Source organism: Actinomyces oricola, from assembly GCF_004104015.1.
Classification (GTDB): domain Bacteria; phylum Actinomycetota; class Actinomycetes; order Actinomycetales; family Actinomycetaceae; genus Actinomyces; species Actinomyces oricola.
This window is the reverse complement of record NZ_RYFV01000009.1, coordinates 23,320-38,139: the sequence shown is the minus strand read 5'-3', so window position 1 is coordinate 38,139 and position 14,820 is coordinate 23,320. Positions and strand designations below refer to the sequence as shown.

Below are 14,820 nucleotides of genomic sequence, written 5' to 3'. Positions count from 1 at the left end.
ACAGTACGATCAGGCCACGATGACCCACAGCCCGACAGCCGCCCTACCGGCGGGCACCGACAACCTTCAGCCCACCCAAGCCGGCGACCCATTGGCCCTCGCGTCCGCACGCCCGGATTCAGCCCCTGACACCCGTTCTCTGGTTCTGCCCGACGACCTGGCCCCCGTCACCCTCCTGGGGGCCCGCGACGAGGTTCTGCGGGCCATAGAGGAGGGCTTCCCCGACGTCAACATCCACGTGCGCGGCACCACGGTCACTGTCACCGGCGAGGCCGAGCGCGTCAACATCGTCGTCCTGCTGCTGGCCGAGCTCATTGACATAGCCCGCACCGGCACCCCCCTGACCACGGACGCCGTCGAGCGCGCCATTGGCCTGCTGGAGACGGCCGCCCGCCCCGCCGACGTTCTCACCGAGGACGTCCTGACCGCCCACGGCCGCACCATTCGCCCCAAAACCCTGGGACAGAAGGCCTACGTGGACGCCATGAAGGAAACCACCATCACTTTCGGCATCGGCCCGGCCGGCACCGGCAAGACCTATCTGGCCATGGCCAAGGCCGTCGATGCCCTGGCCCGCAAACAGGTCTCCCGCATTATCCTCACCCGCCCCGCCGTCGAGGCCGGGGAGAGCCTCGGTTTCCTGCCCGGAACCCTGAGCGACAAAATCGACCCCTACCTGCGGCCCCTCTACGACGCTCTCCACGACATGCTCGCCCCCGAGGCCCTGTCCAAGTTGCTGGCCGCGGGCACCATAGAGGTCGCGCCGCTGGCCTACATGCGGGGGCGCACTCTTAACGACGCCTTCGTCATCCTCGACGAGGCCCAGAACACCAGCCCCGAGCAGATGAAAATGTTCCTCACCCGTTTGGGCTTCGGTTCCACGATGGTGGTCACCGGGGACACCTCCCAAGTAGACCTGCCCGGCTCACGCCCCTCGGGGCTGGTGGTGGTGCGCCGCATTCTGTCCGACGTCGACGGCATCGCCTTCTGCGAGCTCACCAGCCGGGACGTGGTGCGCCACCGGCTCGTGGGCCGCATTATTGACGCCTACTCCCGCTACGACGCCGAGCGGGCCGCCGGCCAAGCCCACCGCCCCCGGGACCGCACCACCACAGGCGGCCGTGAGGGCGCCACCGGGCCCACCACTCGCGAGAGGAGCCGCCCATGACCACCGAGGTCAACAATGAGACCGAGGTCGTGCTCGACGAAGCCGAGTTCGCGGCCTTGGCCGACCACGTCCTCAGCGCCCTGCACGTCAACCCCCTGGCGGAACTCGCCATTATCTTCGTTGACCCTGAGCCCATGGCCGAGCTCCACCAGCGCTGGCTGGACCTGCCCGGCCCCACCGATGTCATGAGCTTCCCCATGGACGAACTGCGCCCCGGCGCCCCCGGCGCGCCGACCCCCGCCGGGACGCTCGGCGACGTCGTCATTTGCCCCCAGGTCGCCGCCAAGCAGGCCATTGCCGCCGGCCACTCGGCCGCCGAGGAAATGCTGCTGCTGGCCACCCACGGCATTCTCCATCTCCTGGGCTTCGACCACGCCCAGGAGCAGGATGAGCGGGAGATGTTCGAGCTTCAGCGCACCCTCCTGCTCACCTTCCTCGCGGAGCGCGGAGCGTGAACGGCACACCGGTCGCCCTCCTGACCACCGGGGCCGTCCTCATCCTGGCACTGGGCGCCCTGCTATCGGCGGGCGAGGCGGCCCTGACCCGCATGACCCGGGCCGCCGCCGAGGACCTTCTCGAGGACGGCCGTCGCGGCGCCGCACGCGTGGTCGACCTGGCTCAGCGCCGGGCCCAGGTGCTGGGCGTGGTGGCCTCGGTGCGCGTCGCCGTCGACATGCTCGCCGCCATCCTGCTCACCCTCGCCGTCGCCGGGGTCCTGGAGGTCTGGTGGGAGGTCCTGGCCGTCTCCGTGGTCGTCAACGCCGTACTCCTGGGCCTGGTGGCCGGCATCTCACCGCGCTCAGTGGGGCGCCGCAACCCCGACGCCACCCTCCTGGCCCTCGGGGGCCTGTTGGCGCGCGTTGACACCCTGGGGGGCCCTTGGCGGTGGCTGGAGTCGCGCTTCGGGCGCTCGGCCACCCTCACTCAGGCCGAGGCCCGTGAGGCCGTCAGCCAGGACCTGCGCGAGATGATCGACGAGATCGGTGAGAGCGACACCATTGAGGACGAGGACCGCCAGATGATGCGCTCGGTGGTCGAACTCGGCCAGACCCTCGTGCGCGAAGTCATGGTGCCCCGCCCCGACATGGTCACCATTGACTCCACCAAACCCGCGCGCGCCGCCATGCGCCTGTTCACCCTCTCGGGCTACTCCCGTGTACCAGTCATTGGGGAGGACGCCGACGACATCCGCGGCACCCTCTACCTCAAGGACCTGCTGCGGCGCCTGGCCGCCCACCCGGATCACGAGGACCTGCCCGTGTCCGCCTTCGTGCGCGAAGCCGTCTACATCCCCGAGACCAAACTGGCCGACGACCTGCTGCGCGAGATGCAGACCAGGCACATCCACATGGTCCTGGCCGTCGACGAGTACGGGGGCATCGCCGGGCTGGTCACGATGGAGGATCTTCTGGAGGAGGTCGTCGGAGAGCTCACCGACGAACACGACCGCGCCGAGCCCGAGGTTGAAGACCTCGGGAACGGCACCTTCCGGGTCCCGGCGCGCCTGGGCCTGGACGAGCTCGGCGAGTTGTTCGATCTGGAGATCGACGACGACGACGTCGATACCGCCGGCGGCCTACTCACCAAGGCCATTGGCCGGGTCCCCTTGCCCGGGGCCACCGGGGACGCCCAGGGCGTGCGCCTGGTGGCCGAGGAGGCCAGCGGGAGGCGCCGCCAGGTCGCCAGTCTCCTGGCCTCGCGCGCCCCCGAACCAGACGACGACGAACAGCGAGAGCAATGAGCGACAAGCCGGACAGCCCCAGGACCAGCGACACCCAGCCCGTCCGCTTCCCCACTGACACCGAACTCATGGGCGGCCCCAATGCCCTGGAGGGCCCAGGGGACCAGGAGGACCCGGGCGCCCCCGCCCGGATCGTGATCCCCACGATTCCCGAGGATTTCCATGCCGGCTTCGCCTGCCTCATTGGGCGCCCCAACGCGGGCAAATCCACCCTGACCAACGCTCTGGTGGGCGCCAAGGTCGCCATTACCTCCGGGCGGCCCCAGACCACCCGCCACAATGTGCGCGGCGTCGTCCACCGCCGCCACGCCCAGCTCGTCCTGGTCGACACCCCCGGCCTGCACCGCCCCAAGACATTACTGGGCAAGCGCCTGAACAACCTGGTGCGCGAAACCCTCACCGAGGTCGACGTCATCGCCTTCTGCGTGCCCGCCAACGAGAAGATCGGCCCCGGCGACCGTTTTATCGCCCGGGATCTCGCCGAATTGCGCACTCCCGTGGTCGCCGTCGTCACCAAGGCGGACACCGTCTCGCGCCAGGGGCTGGCCGCCCAGCTCCTGGCCGTTGACCGGCTCGGCGACTGGGCCGACATTGTCCCGGTCTCCGCGAAGACCGGTGAGCAGGTCACCGTGCTGGAGGACGTCCTCATGGGCCACCTGCCGCTCTCGGCGCCCCTGTACCCCACTGGGGAGATTACCGACGAGCCCCAGCAGGTCATGGTCGCCGAGCTCGTGCGCGAGGCCGCCCTGGAGGGCGTGCACGACGAGCTGCCCCACTCCCTGGCCGTCGTCGTCGATGAGATTGTCGACCCGCGTTCAGCCCGCGAACGCGGCGCCTACATCAAGGGGGCCGGCCAGCGCCTCCAGGTGCGCGTCAGCCTCGTGGTGGAGCGCGATTCCCAGAAGGCCATCATTATTGGCCGCGGCGGGGCACGGCTCAAGGAGGTCGGCGTGCGGGCGCGAGCCGGCATTGAGGAACTGCTGGGCCGCAAGGTCTACCTCGACCTGCACGTGCGCACCGCCAAGGACTGGCAGTCCGACCCCAAGGCCCTGGCCAAGCTCGGGTTCTAATGATCCGGCGCCGGCCCCGGGGGGAGCCCGTCCACCCCACCCGCGCGGAAATCCGCTCGGGCTGGAGATTCCTGGCCGCCCTCCCCACAAGGGGGTGGCGCCTGGTGGCGCACTTGTGGCGCAGCTCTCGCGCCACCACATTGCTGGTGCTGGTCGCCACTGGAGCCGTCGCCCTGACCCTGGCGCTCCTGGGCACCGGCGGCGACGAGATCTGGGAGATTATCTGCACCCTGGGCCTAGCGGCCCTGGTGCTAGCAGTCTCGGAGGACCACCGCACCATGGGGGCGGTGGTGGTCGTGGTCCTGGGGCTGAGCTTGATCGGGACTCTCGCCGGTCCGCGTTGGCGCCCCGAGCCGGTCCCCAACCCGCTGCTGCCCGCCTCCACCAGCACCGCCATAGGCGGCAATGCGGTCACCGCCCCCGTGGGCACCTACCAGGTTGAGACCACCACCGTGACCATTACCCAGGCCGACGGCGAGCAGCTTCCCGCCCTATTGCGCCGCCCCCTGGGGGTCAAGACGAGCACCCCCGGCGTCGTCTTCCTTCACGGCGCCGGCACCCAGAGCATTGACGGCTTCGCCGAGCAGGCGCAGGCCCTGGCCTCCGCCGGGGCGACCACGCTCGTGCCCTCCAAACCCATGGAGGACTATTCGCTTACCGAGCGCGACTACATCTCCATGGCCAACGACTACCGCGCCTCGGTGGACTACCTGCGCTCCCTGCCCGGCGTCGACCCCGGGCACGTGGGCCTGTACGCGGAGTCCGAGGGGGCCATCCCCGGGGTAATCCTGGCCGCCGAGGACCCCCGGGTCGCCTTCCTGGTGCTGGCCTCCGCACCGATCGTCTCCCTGCGCGAGCAAGCGGCCTTCGCCGCCGACTCCTACCTGCGCGACGTGGGCGTGCCAGAGCCGTTAATGCGCATTATTCCGCGGGTCCTGGGGGCGTCCCAGGTGCCCGGCGGCTTTGAGTACGCCGATGTCGACCCGGCCGCCTACGAACAGCGCCTCACCCAGCCCATTCTCATGCTCTACGGCACCGCCGACCGCTCCATGCCGGTGGTTCAGGGGCCGCTGCGGGTGTGGGACTCCATTCAGGTCAACGGCAACCACCAGCTCACGGTCCGCTACTACGCCGATGCCAACCACGGCCTCAAACTCGGCGGCGACACCGACGGGCCCCTGGCCCCGGGGGTGGCCCGCGACCTGGCCCGGTGGGTGACGGGGCTGCCCGCCACCGCGGACGCCGCCCCCCCGCGTGGCCGGGGCCACCCCCACCCAGGAGCACCGGGCGAGCCGGCCCGGTGCCACCCGCTGGTACGCCTCGGGCGACCTCATGCTCGCCGGTATTGTCGCCGGCCTGGGCCTGGTGGCGGCCGCGGGCGCCGGATGGGGGCTGGGCCAGCTTCCCTGCCTCGGCGGCCGCGCAGGCCTGCGCCTGCCGGCGCCCATTGGGAGATGGACAGTCAGCCTGTGCCTGTCGGTCTTGGGCACCTGGGCGCTCTACCTGGTCTACATCGGCGCTGTTATTCGCCTGGCCCTGGACCAGGAGACCAACGCCTGGATCTCCTATGGCGGCTGGCTCGCCGCCCAGGTCTCAGCGCTCCTGACCCTGGTCATCTTGGTCAAGGTGGTGCAGCGGGCCTGGCGCATGTGCCGGACCCGCCGCACCACCGGGGGGCCCCGGTTCCTGACCCGGCCTGCCGCCGGGGTCCTGGCCAGCGCCCTAATAGGGACCATAGTCCTCCTTCTGGAGTTGGCCTACTGGGGGCTGTTCCCCATGCTCTATTGACCGGGACTGACCGGGTTGGCGCCCGGCGCCCCCGCCGGCGCTCGGCCCCCCGGCCCCGAAGTGGTTGCGGTGGGCGAAGACACCTTGTGGAGAAGCCGGCAATAGGTGCGAAAACCACAATCATGGCGCAGAATGTGCGGGTTGAAGCGCGTCCAGCGAGAGGCAGCCACCATGAGCGTTCCCGTGCCCGCACCGATCCGCCCCGACCACAGCCCGGAGCGCCCCTGCCCAGACGACCTCTGGGACCTCGGTCTCAAAGCCGTGGAGCGCGCCCGGCGCTGGGTCGAGGAGTCCGTCCACGAGCCCACGCCGCGCGCCGCTAAGCTCTTGTCCTCCATCCTCGCCGACCCCGAGGGCTTGACCTTCACCACCCGCTTCGTCGATGACGTTGTGCGCCCCGCCGACCTCGACGTCGCCGGGGCGGCGCTGGCCAGGCTCGCCGCGGGGCGCACCGACTTCCTGCCGGCCCCGCTGGCCGCCGCCATGGGCCTGGGCGGAGTCGCCTCCCGCGTGGCCCCCAGGACCGCGGCCACCATCGCCCGGCGCACCTTCCGCGAGCTCGTCGGCGACCTCGTGGTCGATGCCACCGACCGCGGCCTGGGACCGGCCCTGGCCAAGTTGCGCGCCAGCGGCAACCGCCTCAACGTCAACCTGCTGGGCGAGGCCGTCCTGGGCGAGAAGGAGGCCGCCCGCCGCCTGGCCGAGGTCTCCCGCCTGGTGGAGCGCGATGATGTCGACTACGTCTCCATTAAGGTTTCAGCCGTCACCGGCCCCCACAACCCTTGGGGCTTCGAGGAGGTCGTCGCCCACGGGGTGGAGGCCCTCAGCCCCCTGTACCGCCTGGCCCGGGACAAGGACACCTTCCTCAACCTCGACATGGAGGACTACAAGGACCTCGACCTGACCCTGGCGGTCTTCACCAGGATCCTCGACCAGGAGGACATGCGCGGCTATGAGGCGGGCATTGTCCTGCAGGCCTACCTGCCGGACTCCCTGGCCGCCCTCGAACGCCTCCAGCAGTGGGCCGCCAGGCGCGTGGCCGAGGGCGGCAGCCGCATTAAGGTGCGCGTGGTCAAGGGCGCCAACCTGTCCATGGAGACGGTCGACGCCGAGATCCACGGCTGGGAGCTGACCACGTGGCCCACCAAGCAGGCCACTGACACCAACTACAAGCGCATGCTCGCCTGGGCCATGACCCCCGAGCGCACTGCCGGCATCCGCCTGGGCGTGGCCGGCCAGAACCTCTTCGACATCGCTTTCGCCTACGAACTGCGCGCCGCCCGCGGCGTGGAGGACGCCGTCGAGTTCGAGATGCTCTCCGGCATGGCCACCGATCTGGCCGAGGTCGTGCGGCGAGATGTCGGCCACCTGCTCCTCTACGTTCCCGTGGTCCACCCCGAGGAGTTCGACGTCGCCATCTCCTACCTGGTGCGCCGACTGGAGGAGAACGCCGCCCCCGCCAACTTCATGTCCGGGGTTTTCGACATTGCCGCCGATGAGGACGTCTTCAATCGTGAGCGCCTCCGCTTCCTGGACGCTTTGGCCGAGCTGGACCCCGACGCGCCCGTGCCGGTGCCCCGGCGCACCCAGGACCGGCTCACCGAAGCCGCTGGCGGCGTATCCGAGCCGGCGGGAACCACCGCCGAGCAGGCCCGCCGCCCCTTCGCCTCCACCCCCGACTCCGACCCGGCCCTGGCCGCCAACCGCCAGTGGGCCCGCGACATTGCCGCCGCCGTTCCCGGCTCCACCCGCGGCGTCAAGGCCGTCAAGGACGGTGAGAAGGCCTGGGCCACCACCGCGGACGCGGACGCCAACATTGCCGCCGTCTCCGCGGCGGCCGCCGATTGGGCCGCGCGCGGCGCCCAGGAGCGGGCCGCCGTCATCCACCACGCCGGGGATGTTCTAGCCGCCCGCCGCGGCGAACTCATTGAGGTTGCCGCCTCCGAGGCCGGCAAGACCATTGACCAGGCCGACCCCGAGGTCTCAGAGGCCATCGATTTCTGCCATCACTACGCCTCGGCCGCCCTGGAGCTGGAGGACCCCGAGCACATGGCCGGGGCGCGCTTCCAGCCCGTGGCCGTGACGGTTGTCGCCTCCCCCTGGAACTTCCCGGTGGCCATCCCCGTGGGCGGGGTCGTGGCCGCCTTGGCCACCGGCAGCGGCGTCATCCTCAAGCCGGCGCCCCCGGCACGCCGTTGCGCCGCCGAGCTGGTACGGGCCCTGCACGACGCCGGCGTGCCCAAGGAGGTTCTGGTCCTGGCCCCCGTCGAGGACGGGGAGGTCTCCCAGCACCTGGTGACTCACCCGAGTGTTGAGCGCGTTATCCTCACCGGCTCCTACGACACTGCGCGCCTATTCCGCTCCTGGCGGCCCGACATGCACCTGCTGGGGGAGACCAGCGGCAAGAACGCCATTATCGTCACCCCGTCGGCCGATCCCGACCTGGCGGTGCGCGACGTCGTCTCCTCCGCCTTCGCCCACGCCGGCCAGAAGTGCTCGGCGGCCTCCCTGCTCATCTTGGTCGGCTCGGCGGGCCGCTCGGCGCGCATTGCCCGCCAGCTCGTCGATGCGACGTCCTCCCTGCGGGTGCGCCTGCCCGAGCACCTCGATTCCCAGGTGGGCCCGGTCGTGGTCCCCGACGACGCCAAGGCCCTGCGGGGCCTGACCACCCTCGGGGCCGGCGAGCACTGGGTGCTTGAGCCCCAGGACCTCGGCGGGGGACTGTGGCGTCCCGGCATTCGGATGGGTGTAGAGCCCGGTAGTGAATTCCACCTCACCGAGTACTTCGCACCGGTCCTGGGGGTTATGCGCGTAGACACGCTCCAGGAGGCCATTGACGCCGTCAACGCCGTCGATTACGGACTCACCTCCGGGCTGCAGACCCTCGATTCTGCGGAGCTCGGCCAGTGGTTGGAGGCCGTGGAGGCGGGCAACCTCTACGTCAACCGGGGCATTACCGGCGCCATTGTGCGCCGCCAGCCCTTTGGCGGCTGGAAGCGCTCCGCGATCGGCTCGACCACCAAGGCCGGCGGTCCCAGCTACCTGCTGGGACTGGGTGAGGTCGTCCCCGGGGATGGCGGCGAGCACCACGACGCCGTCGAGCGCGGGCACCAGACCCTGGACTCCACACTCGACCCCCGGGTCGCCGCCGTCTACGACGCCGTGCGCACGGATCTGGACCACCAGGAGGTCGCCGCCCTGCGCCGTGCGCTCGTTGCCGACGCCCAGGCCTGGGAGCGCGTCTACGGTCAGAACCAGGACGTCACCGCCCTGGCGTGCGAGCGCAATATCCTGCGCTACCGACCCACTACGGTGGTGGTGCGCGCCCAGGCCGGCACCCACCAATCGGACCTGGCCCGGGTCATGGCCGCCGGCATTCGCGCCGGGGGGCTGGTGAGCCTGTCGGTGGCCGAGCCACTGCCCCAGGCGCTGCGCGCGGCCCTGCTGGGGGCCGGCGTGGAGGTGGCTGTCGAGCGCGGCGCCGTGTGGGAGGCCCGTCTGTCCGACATGGCCTCCTCAGGCGCCCTGGGCGTGCGCGTGCGCATTGTGGGGGACAGGAGGGTTCCCAGTGAGGAACTGTGGCAGCAGGCCAGTGCCCTCACCGGTGGCAGCCCCGATGTGGCCCTCTACACCGGGCCGGTCACCACCTGCCCGCACACCGAACTGCTGACCTTCCTGCGGGAGCAGGCTGTGGCCATAACCAGCCACCGCTTCGGCACGCCCCTGGATCTGGCCAAGGGGCTGCTGCACTAGGACGAGGGGGAGCGACCGGGGGTGGTGGCCTGCGCATTGGCCACCACCCCCGTGCCCGTTGTTGCTGATCGGTTGGATCGACCGGGGTTATTTCGCGCCGGCCGCAGCCGGCTCCGTCAGGCCCAGGTGTTCGTCCATGTCCTCCAGGGCGATGCCCTTGGTCTCGGGCATGACGAAGATGACCCACAGCAGCAGTCCCACCATGCACACGAAGAAGAAGCCGAAGCCGACCGCCGGCCCGGTGGCGGCCACGAGCCCGGGGAAGGCCCAGGTCACCACGGCCGCCATGGTCCAGTGGGTCAGCGAGCCCAGCGACTGGCCGCGGGCGCGAATGCGCGAGGGGAAGATCTCAGAGATGAAGACCCAGATGACTGAGCCCTCGCCGAAGGCGTGGGAGGCGATGAACAGGGCCAGGGCGGCCAGCACGAGGTTGGGGGCCGCGCCGCCCGAGCCCTCGTCCTTAATAATGAGGAACAGGCCCGTGAGCGCCCCCAGGGAGATGAGGTAGCCGATGGTCCCAACGAGCATGAGCTTGCGGCGCCCGAGCTTGTCGATAACGGAGACCGCCGTCACTGTGGCGATGAGGTTGACCAGGCCAATGCCGGCTGATTGCAGGAAGGAGGCCTCAGTGCCGAAACCGGCGAGCTTGAAGATCTCCGGGGCGTAGTACAGGACGGCGTTAATACCCGAGAGCTGGTTGAAGGCGGCGATGGCAATGGCCAGAAGAATGACCTTCCGGTTCTGCCTCACGAAGAAGGGCGCCTTGGTCGCGTTGAGCGCCCGATCCTGCTCGATCTGCTCCCTGATCTCGGCGACCATGGAGGAGGCCTCCTCCTCACTGCTGGTGAGGCGGCGGGTAATGGCCTCGCCCTCATCAATGCGGCCCTGGCCGATCAGCCAGCGCGGGGTCTCGCAAATGGTCGGCAATAGGATCAGGAAGATCACGGTGGGTACCGCCATGGCGGCGAGCATGTAGCGCCAGGCGGGACTCGGGGACCCGTCAGCGTACTCGATAGGGATGAGCTTAAGTATTCCGTAGTTGGACAGGTAGGCCGTTAGGATGCCGACGACAATGGACAACTGCACCAGGCCCACCAGGCGTCCGCGAAAGGACGGCGGGGCGATCTCCGCGGTGTAGATGGGGGACAGGACACTGGCCATACCCACGCCCACACCGCCCAGGACGCGGAAGGCCATGAGGAGCCACAGGTTGGGTGCAATGGCGGTCAGCAGGGACCCGGAGAGGAAGAGAAGACCAATCCACAGCAGGACGCGTTTGCGCCCGTAGCGGTCGGCCGGCCGCCCCGCAATCGCGGCGCCGACGATAGTCCCAATGAGAGCCGTGGCGACCACGAAGCCATACTGGAACTCGGTGATACCGAATGTTTTCGTAATGCCGTCGTGGGCCCCGGAGATCACGGCCGTATCGAAGCCGAAGATTAACCCTCCGACCGCAGCGACTATTGATGAGCGTAGAACAAGTGGGTTCATGGTGGGTACTTCCTGCGGTGGAGTAAGCGGCGTGCTCGCGCCGTTGCGGAGCATGCCAAGTGGTGGGGAGGGCGGTGGAGGGGCGGGCTGTCAGCGGTAGAGGCCCAATAGGACTCATGGTGGGCACCGCGGTGCCGTGCAGTGCCGCGTGCGGCCATGGGGACTCGCGGTGCGGCCGAATCGGCCGTCAATGCCGCTTCGGCGACCGGTAGGGGTTGTCGCAGCGGTGTTGGGCGCAGGTGCCGGCTCGGTGGGCCGCACCGGGGTGCTCGGCGGGTGGGATGCACGGGCCGATGCAGGGGTCGACGCCGTCTTGTGGACAGGGACGACAGTGACTCACGCTAAATGTGGCGCATGGCACATGTCAAGGTGTGGTGTGCCACGGCTGTGCCGACCACGTCTCCCGGGGCGCCGGCAGCGCGGTCGGGCGTCCCCGCGCCGGGCTGTAATCTGTGAAGAGTGACTGTTCCCCCCGCACGTCTCCCCACTTGTTTCGCCGCGGTGCCTGCCACAGCGTCTCCCGTTAGCTGGACGCTATGCGCCTAGACTCGTTGACGGGCCTGCGCTGGTGGGCCGCCTTCGCCGTCTTCTGCTACCACATGAAGGTCTTCGCGCCGGTACCCGGCCTGAAGGACGTGGCGCGCTTGGGCAACCACGGCGTCGCCTTCTTCTTCGTGCTCTCCGGTTTCGTGCTCACCTGGTCCGCCGGCGTTTCGGGCACAACGGTCGCCAACTTCTACTGGCGGCGCTTCGCCCGCATCTACCCGGCCCACATTGCCGCTCTGCTCCTGGCGATCCCCGTGTTCTACTCCACGGCACCGGACCCCAACCATCCTTGGGTCAAGCCCTTGGCCCTGGCGCCACTGCTGTTGTCCGCGGTGCTGCTTCAGAGCTGGTCCACTACTCCGACCATCCTGCTCTCCGGCAACCCGGCCGCCTGGACCCTGGGCGTGGAGGCCTTCTTCTACGCCCTTCATCCGTGGCTGAACCGTGTCCTGGGGCGGATTATGCGACGCGGGGCGCTGCTCGCCCTGGGGGCCGTGATCGCCGTCGTTCTGGCCCAGCGCATTGTCGTCATCCATGACGCCTCAAGTCCCCTGGCCGCCCTGCCCAGCCCCGTGGCCCGCCTCGGGGAGTTCGCCCTGGGCATGGTGGTGGCCCGCCTGGTCCAACTCGGTGTCGGCAGGTGGGTCCGTCCCTGGATGGGGTACCTCACCATTGCCGCCTTTATTACCTGGTCCGTGCTCTCCCGCCACTACGGGTGGACCGATCCGTGGTCCACGTGGGTCAAGTACCTGGAGCTGCAGGTCCTGGCCCTCCTGTCGGCGCTGACCATTCTGGGGGTCGCCAATAACGACCTTGCCCAAAGGCCCTCCTGGCTGCGCCACCGAGTTCTGGTGACTCTGGGGACGTGGTCTTTCGCCTTCTACCTTGTGCACGCCACCGTCATGTACACGGTGCGCGGCGCCATCGGGCTTCAGCCTGAGGCCGTCGGCAATCTCCTGTGGTACCCGCCGGTCTTCGCCCTCGCCCTGGCCACCGCCTGGACCCTCTACCGCTTCATTGAGCACCCCATTGAACGGCGTCTGCGCCACTGGGGCAACGCGCACCTGGCCCAGGCCCCGGTCCGGGCAGGTCGGCGGGCCGGTCCCGCCGACCTGCCCGGACCGGGGCGAATCCGGGGGGCCGGGCGAGCCGGTCAGGTCAGGCGCGGGAACTCCTCCAAGGAGAACACCGACTCCACGGGCACCTCGAAGTAGCGGGCGATGCGCAGGGCCAGGTGGAGGGAGGGGGCGTACTCGCCGCGCTCCAGGTAGCCGATGGTCTGGTAGTGCACGCCCAGGGCCTCGGCCAGCTCGCGGCGGGAGACCCTGCGGTCGGCGCGCAGGACGGCGATCCGATTGTGGACGCTCTCCTCGGCCATGTCACAGACCGGTCTGGGATCGGATCACGGACTGGACGCGGGCCAGGCTGCCAATGGTCTCCCGGCGGAAGGAGTGGCGCACAATGAGAGGCGCGCAGGCCAGGCCGCCGATAATCCACGCCAGCAGCACCCCGATGGCCAGCACCGGGTGGAAGGCGCCGCCGACCTCCCAGGAGGGATCGCCGACCAGCGCCCACCGGCTCAGATGCCCCGACCAGTAGGCGGGCAGAACCTGGTGGATGGCCTGCACCCAGCCGGGCATGGCCGGCAGCGGGTAGAGGAATCCGGAAGTGCCCACCACGACCAGGATGACGAGGTAGGAGCATAGTGCCGAGTACATGCCCCGGGAGGCGGCCCCGGCCAGGAACCCCAGGGGAGCGGAGGCGACGGCCGTTAAGACGATGAGGGGCAGGCAGGCGAGGGCCTGGGCGGCGGACAGCGGCAGCGAATCGATAAGGAGGGCGGCGCCGACGAGGATGGACCCTTGGATGAGGATGCTGTGAGCCACCGAGGACAGGAGCTTGCCCAGCATCCAGGTCAGCGGGCCGTGGGGGAGGATCCGCACCCGCAGCAGGGCGCCGCCAATGCGGTCGGTATAGGCCTCGCTGGCGATCTGCAGGACGATGAAGGAGCCCATTGCGCCCACGGCGCTGGCGGCGAGCATGGCGCCGAAGGCCGTGCTCGCCCCGACCACGCCCTGGTAGAACCGGCCCACGGCGACGAAGCCCGCGACGCAGGCGAGGACGGAGAAGGCGCCGGCGCCGGCAATGATGGGGCGCAGGTCGGCAGCGGCCTGGCGCAGGGCCGCCCGTAGGATGGCGAGTACGATGCGGGGGCTCATGGCTGCTGCTCCTTCTTGACCAGGGCGAGGTAGGTCTCCTCCAGGGTCGGCCGGGTGACCGTGAGGTTCGTGATGGACCCCAGGTCGAGTTGGAGGAGGAAGCGCTCCGGGGCGGGGGTGGAGTGGACATGGCGCTCGCCGTCCTGGGTCCAGGTGACCTCGGCGTCGTGGGTCAGTCTCTCCCGCAGCTCGGTGACGGTGCCGTCGGCGACAATACGCCCCTGGCTCATAATGAGCACCCGGGAGGCGATCTGCTCGGCCTCGGCCAGGTCGTGGGTGGTCATGAGAACAGTCGCCTCCTCATCGACGCGCTCAAGGATGAGGTCGTGCAGGCGGGCCTTGGAAACGGGGTCCAGACCCGTGGTCGGCTCGTCGAGGATGAGGATCTCGGGGCGGGCGATGAGGGCGGCGGCGAAGTCAATGGCGCGCCGCTGGCCGCCCGAGAGCCGGGAGAGGCGCGAAGTCGCCTTGTCGGCCAGTCCGACGGCGTCGAGGACTTCGGCGACGGTGAGGGCGCTGGGGGCGGCGGTGAGCTGTATGGCGCGGATCCACTCCAGCTGATCAATGACGCGCCACTTGGCGTGGTCGGTCCAATTCTGCTGAACCAGTCCCACGCGCGCCCAGAAGGCGGCCGGGGCGTTGCGCGGGTCGGTGCCCAGGACCCGGACCCGTCCGGAGGCGGGTGTGAGCGAGCCGAGCAGGTTCTCCACGAGGGTCGTCTTGCCCACCCCATTGGGTCCCAGCAGGCAGACGATCTCACCCGCCTCGATCGACAGGCTGAGGTCGCGCAGGACCGGCGCCACCCCGTAGGAGAACTCAAGGTTCTCGGTGGTAATGATCGGGGGCAACAGGAACCTCCTTAGTGGTTCTGCCATTGAATGTAGTAGATATGCTACATGTTGTCAGGGTTGTTCGCTACTTCTGCCGCGTGTCGGGGCGGGGAACGGGGCGACCCCTGTCCTCGCCGGCGCGGGGTCCGCACAGCGGCACGATCTGACGCGCGGGGCGTTGTGCGGTAACGTCACGCACGTGCGAGCGACCACG

Annotated in this window: 10 protein-coding genes; 6 read left to right on the top strand and 4 right to left on the bottom strand. The window is 69.6% G+C overall.

Features of this window, described 5'->3' with window-relative positions; genetic code table 11:
* Positions 1-19 precede the first annotated feature (19 nt).
* The 5 genes from EUC46_RS05245 to EUC46_RS05220 all read left to right on the top strand — a co-directional run bounded on the left by EUC46_RS05245 (position 20) and on the right by EUC46_RS05220 (position 9,520).
* Positions 20-1,168, top strand: coding sequence for a PhoH family protein (locus tag EUC46_RS05245; RefSeq protein ID WP_128773136.1), 1,149 nt, complete (start codon positions 20-22; stop codon positions 1,166-1,168).
* Positions 1,165-1,623 carry an rRNA maturation RNase YbeY gene (gene ybeY, locus EUC46_RS05240; RefSeq protein ID WP_128773135.1) on the top strand — a complete coding sequence of 153 codons (459 nt, stop codon included), beginning with the start codon at positions 1,165-1,167 and terminating at the stop codon, positions 1,621-1,623. The genes EUC46_RS05245 and ybeY overlap by 4 nt, the downstream gene beginning before the upstream one ends.
* Positions 1,620-2,909 (top strand): hemolysin family protein, encoded by a 1,290-nt coding sequence (locus EUC46_RS05235; RefSeq protein WP_128773134.1) that lies wholly within the window; start codon positions 1,620-1,622, stop codon positions 2,907-2,909. Before ybeY ends, EUC46_RS05235 begins: the two co-directional genes overlap by 4 nt.
* Positions 2,906-3,979, top strand: coding sequence for a GTPase Era (era, locus tag EUC46_RS05230; RefSeq protein ID WP_128773133.1), 1,074 nt, complete (start codon positions 2,906-2,908; stop codon positions 3,977-3,979). Before EUC46_RS05235 ends, era begins: the two co-directional genes overlap by 4 nt.
* Positions 3,980-5,938: 1,959 nt before the next feature.
* Positions 5,939-9,520, top strand: a complete 3,582-nt coding sequence (locus EUC46_RS05220; protein ID WP_128773132.1) for a proline dehydrogenase family protein — start codon at positions 5,939-5,941, stop codon at positions 9,518-9,520.
* Between the two features lie 87 nt (positions 9,521-9,607).
* On the opposite strand, the gene EUC46_RS05215 is transcribed toward EUC46_RS05220, so the two are convergent.
* Entirely contained in the window at positions 9,608-11,065 is a 1,458-nt protein-coding gene (locus tag EUC46_RS05215; protein ID WP_128773131.1) for a sugar porter family MFS transporter, read from the bottom strand.
* A 482-nt stretch (positions 11,066-11,547) separates the two neighbouring features.
* Here EUC46_RS05215 and EUC46_RS05210 point away from each other — a divergent pair, with 482 nt between their 5' ends.
* Entirely contained in the window at positions 11,548-12,771 is a 1,224-nt protein-coding gene (locus EUC46_RS05210; protein ID WP_128773130.1) for an acyltransferase family protein, read from the top strand.
* Here EUC46_RS05210 and EUC46_RS05205 read toward each other — a convergent pair.
* Genes EUC46_RS05205 through EUC46_RS05195 form a run of 3 tightly spaced genes read right to left on the bottom strand, consistent with a single transcriptional unit; the run spans position 12,711 to position 14,624 of the window.
* Positions 12,711-12,935: a helix-turn-helix transcriptional regulator gene (locus EUC46_RS05205; protein ID WP_128773129.1), complete on the bottom strand. Its 225-nt coding sequence runs from the start codon at positions 12,933-12,935 to the stop codon at positions 12,711-12,713. The genes EUC46_RS05210 and EUC46_RS05205 overlap by 61 nt on opposite strands.
* 1 nt (position 12,936) lies before the next feature.
* Positions 12,937-13,776, bottom strand: coding sequence for an ABC transporter permease (locus tag EUC46_RS05200; protein ID WP_128773128.1), 840 nt, complete (start codon positions 13,774-13,776; stop codon positions 12,937-12,939).
* The gene (locus EUC46_RS05195; RefSeq protein ID WP_128773185.1) at positions 13,773-14,624 is read right to left on the bottom strand and encodes an ABC transporter ATP-binding protein; all 852 of its coding nucleotides are present in this window, start codon (positions 14,622-14,624) and stop codon (positions 13,773-13,775) included. The genes EUC46_RS05200 and EUC46_RS05195 overlap by 4 nt, the downstream gene beginning before the upstream one ends.
* Between the last annotated feature and the right edge of the window lie 196 nt (positions 14,625-14,820).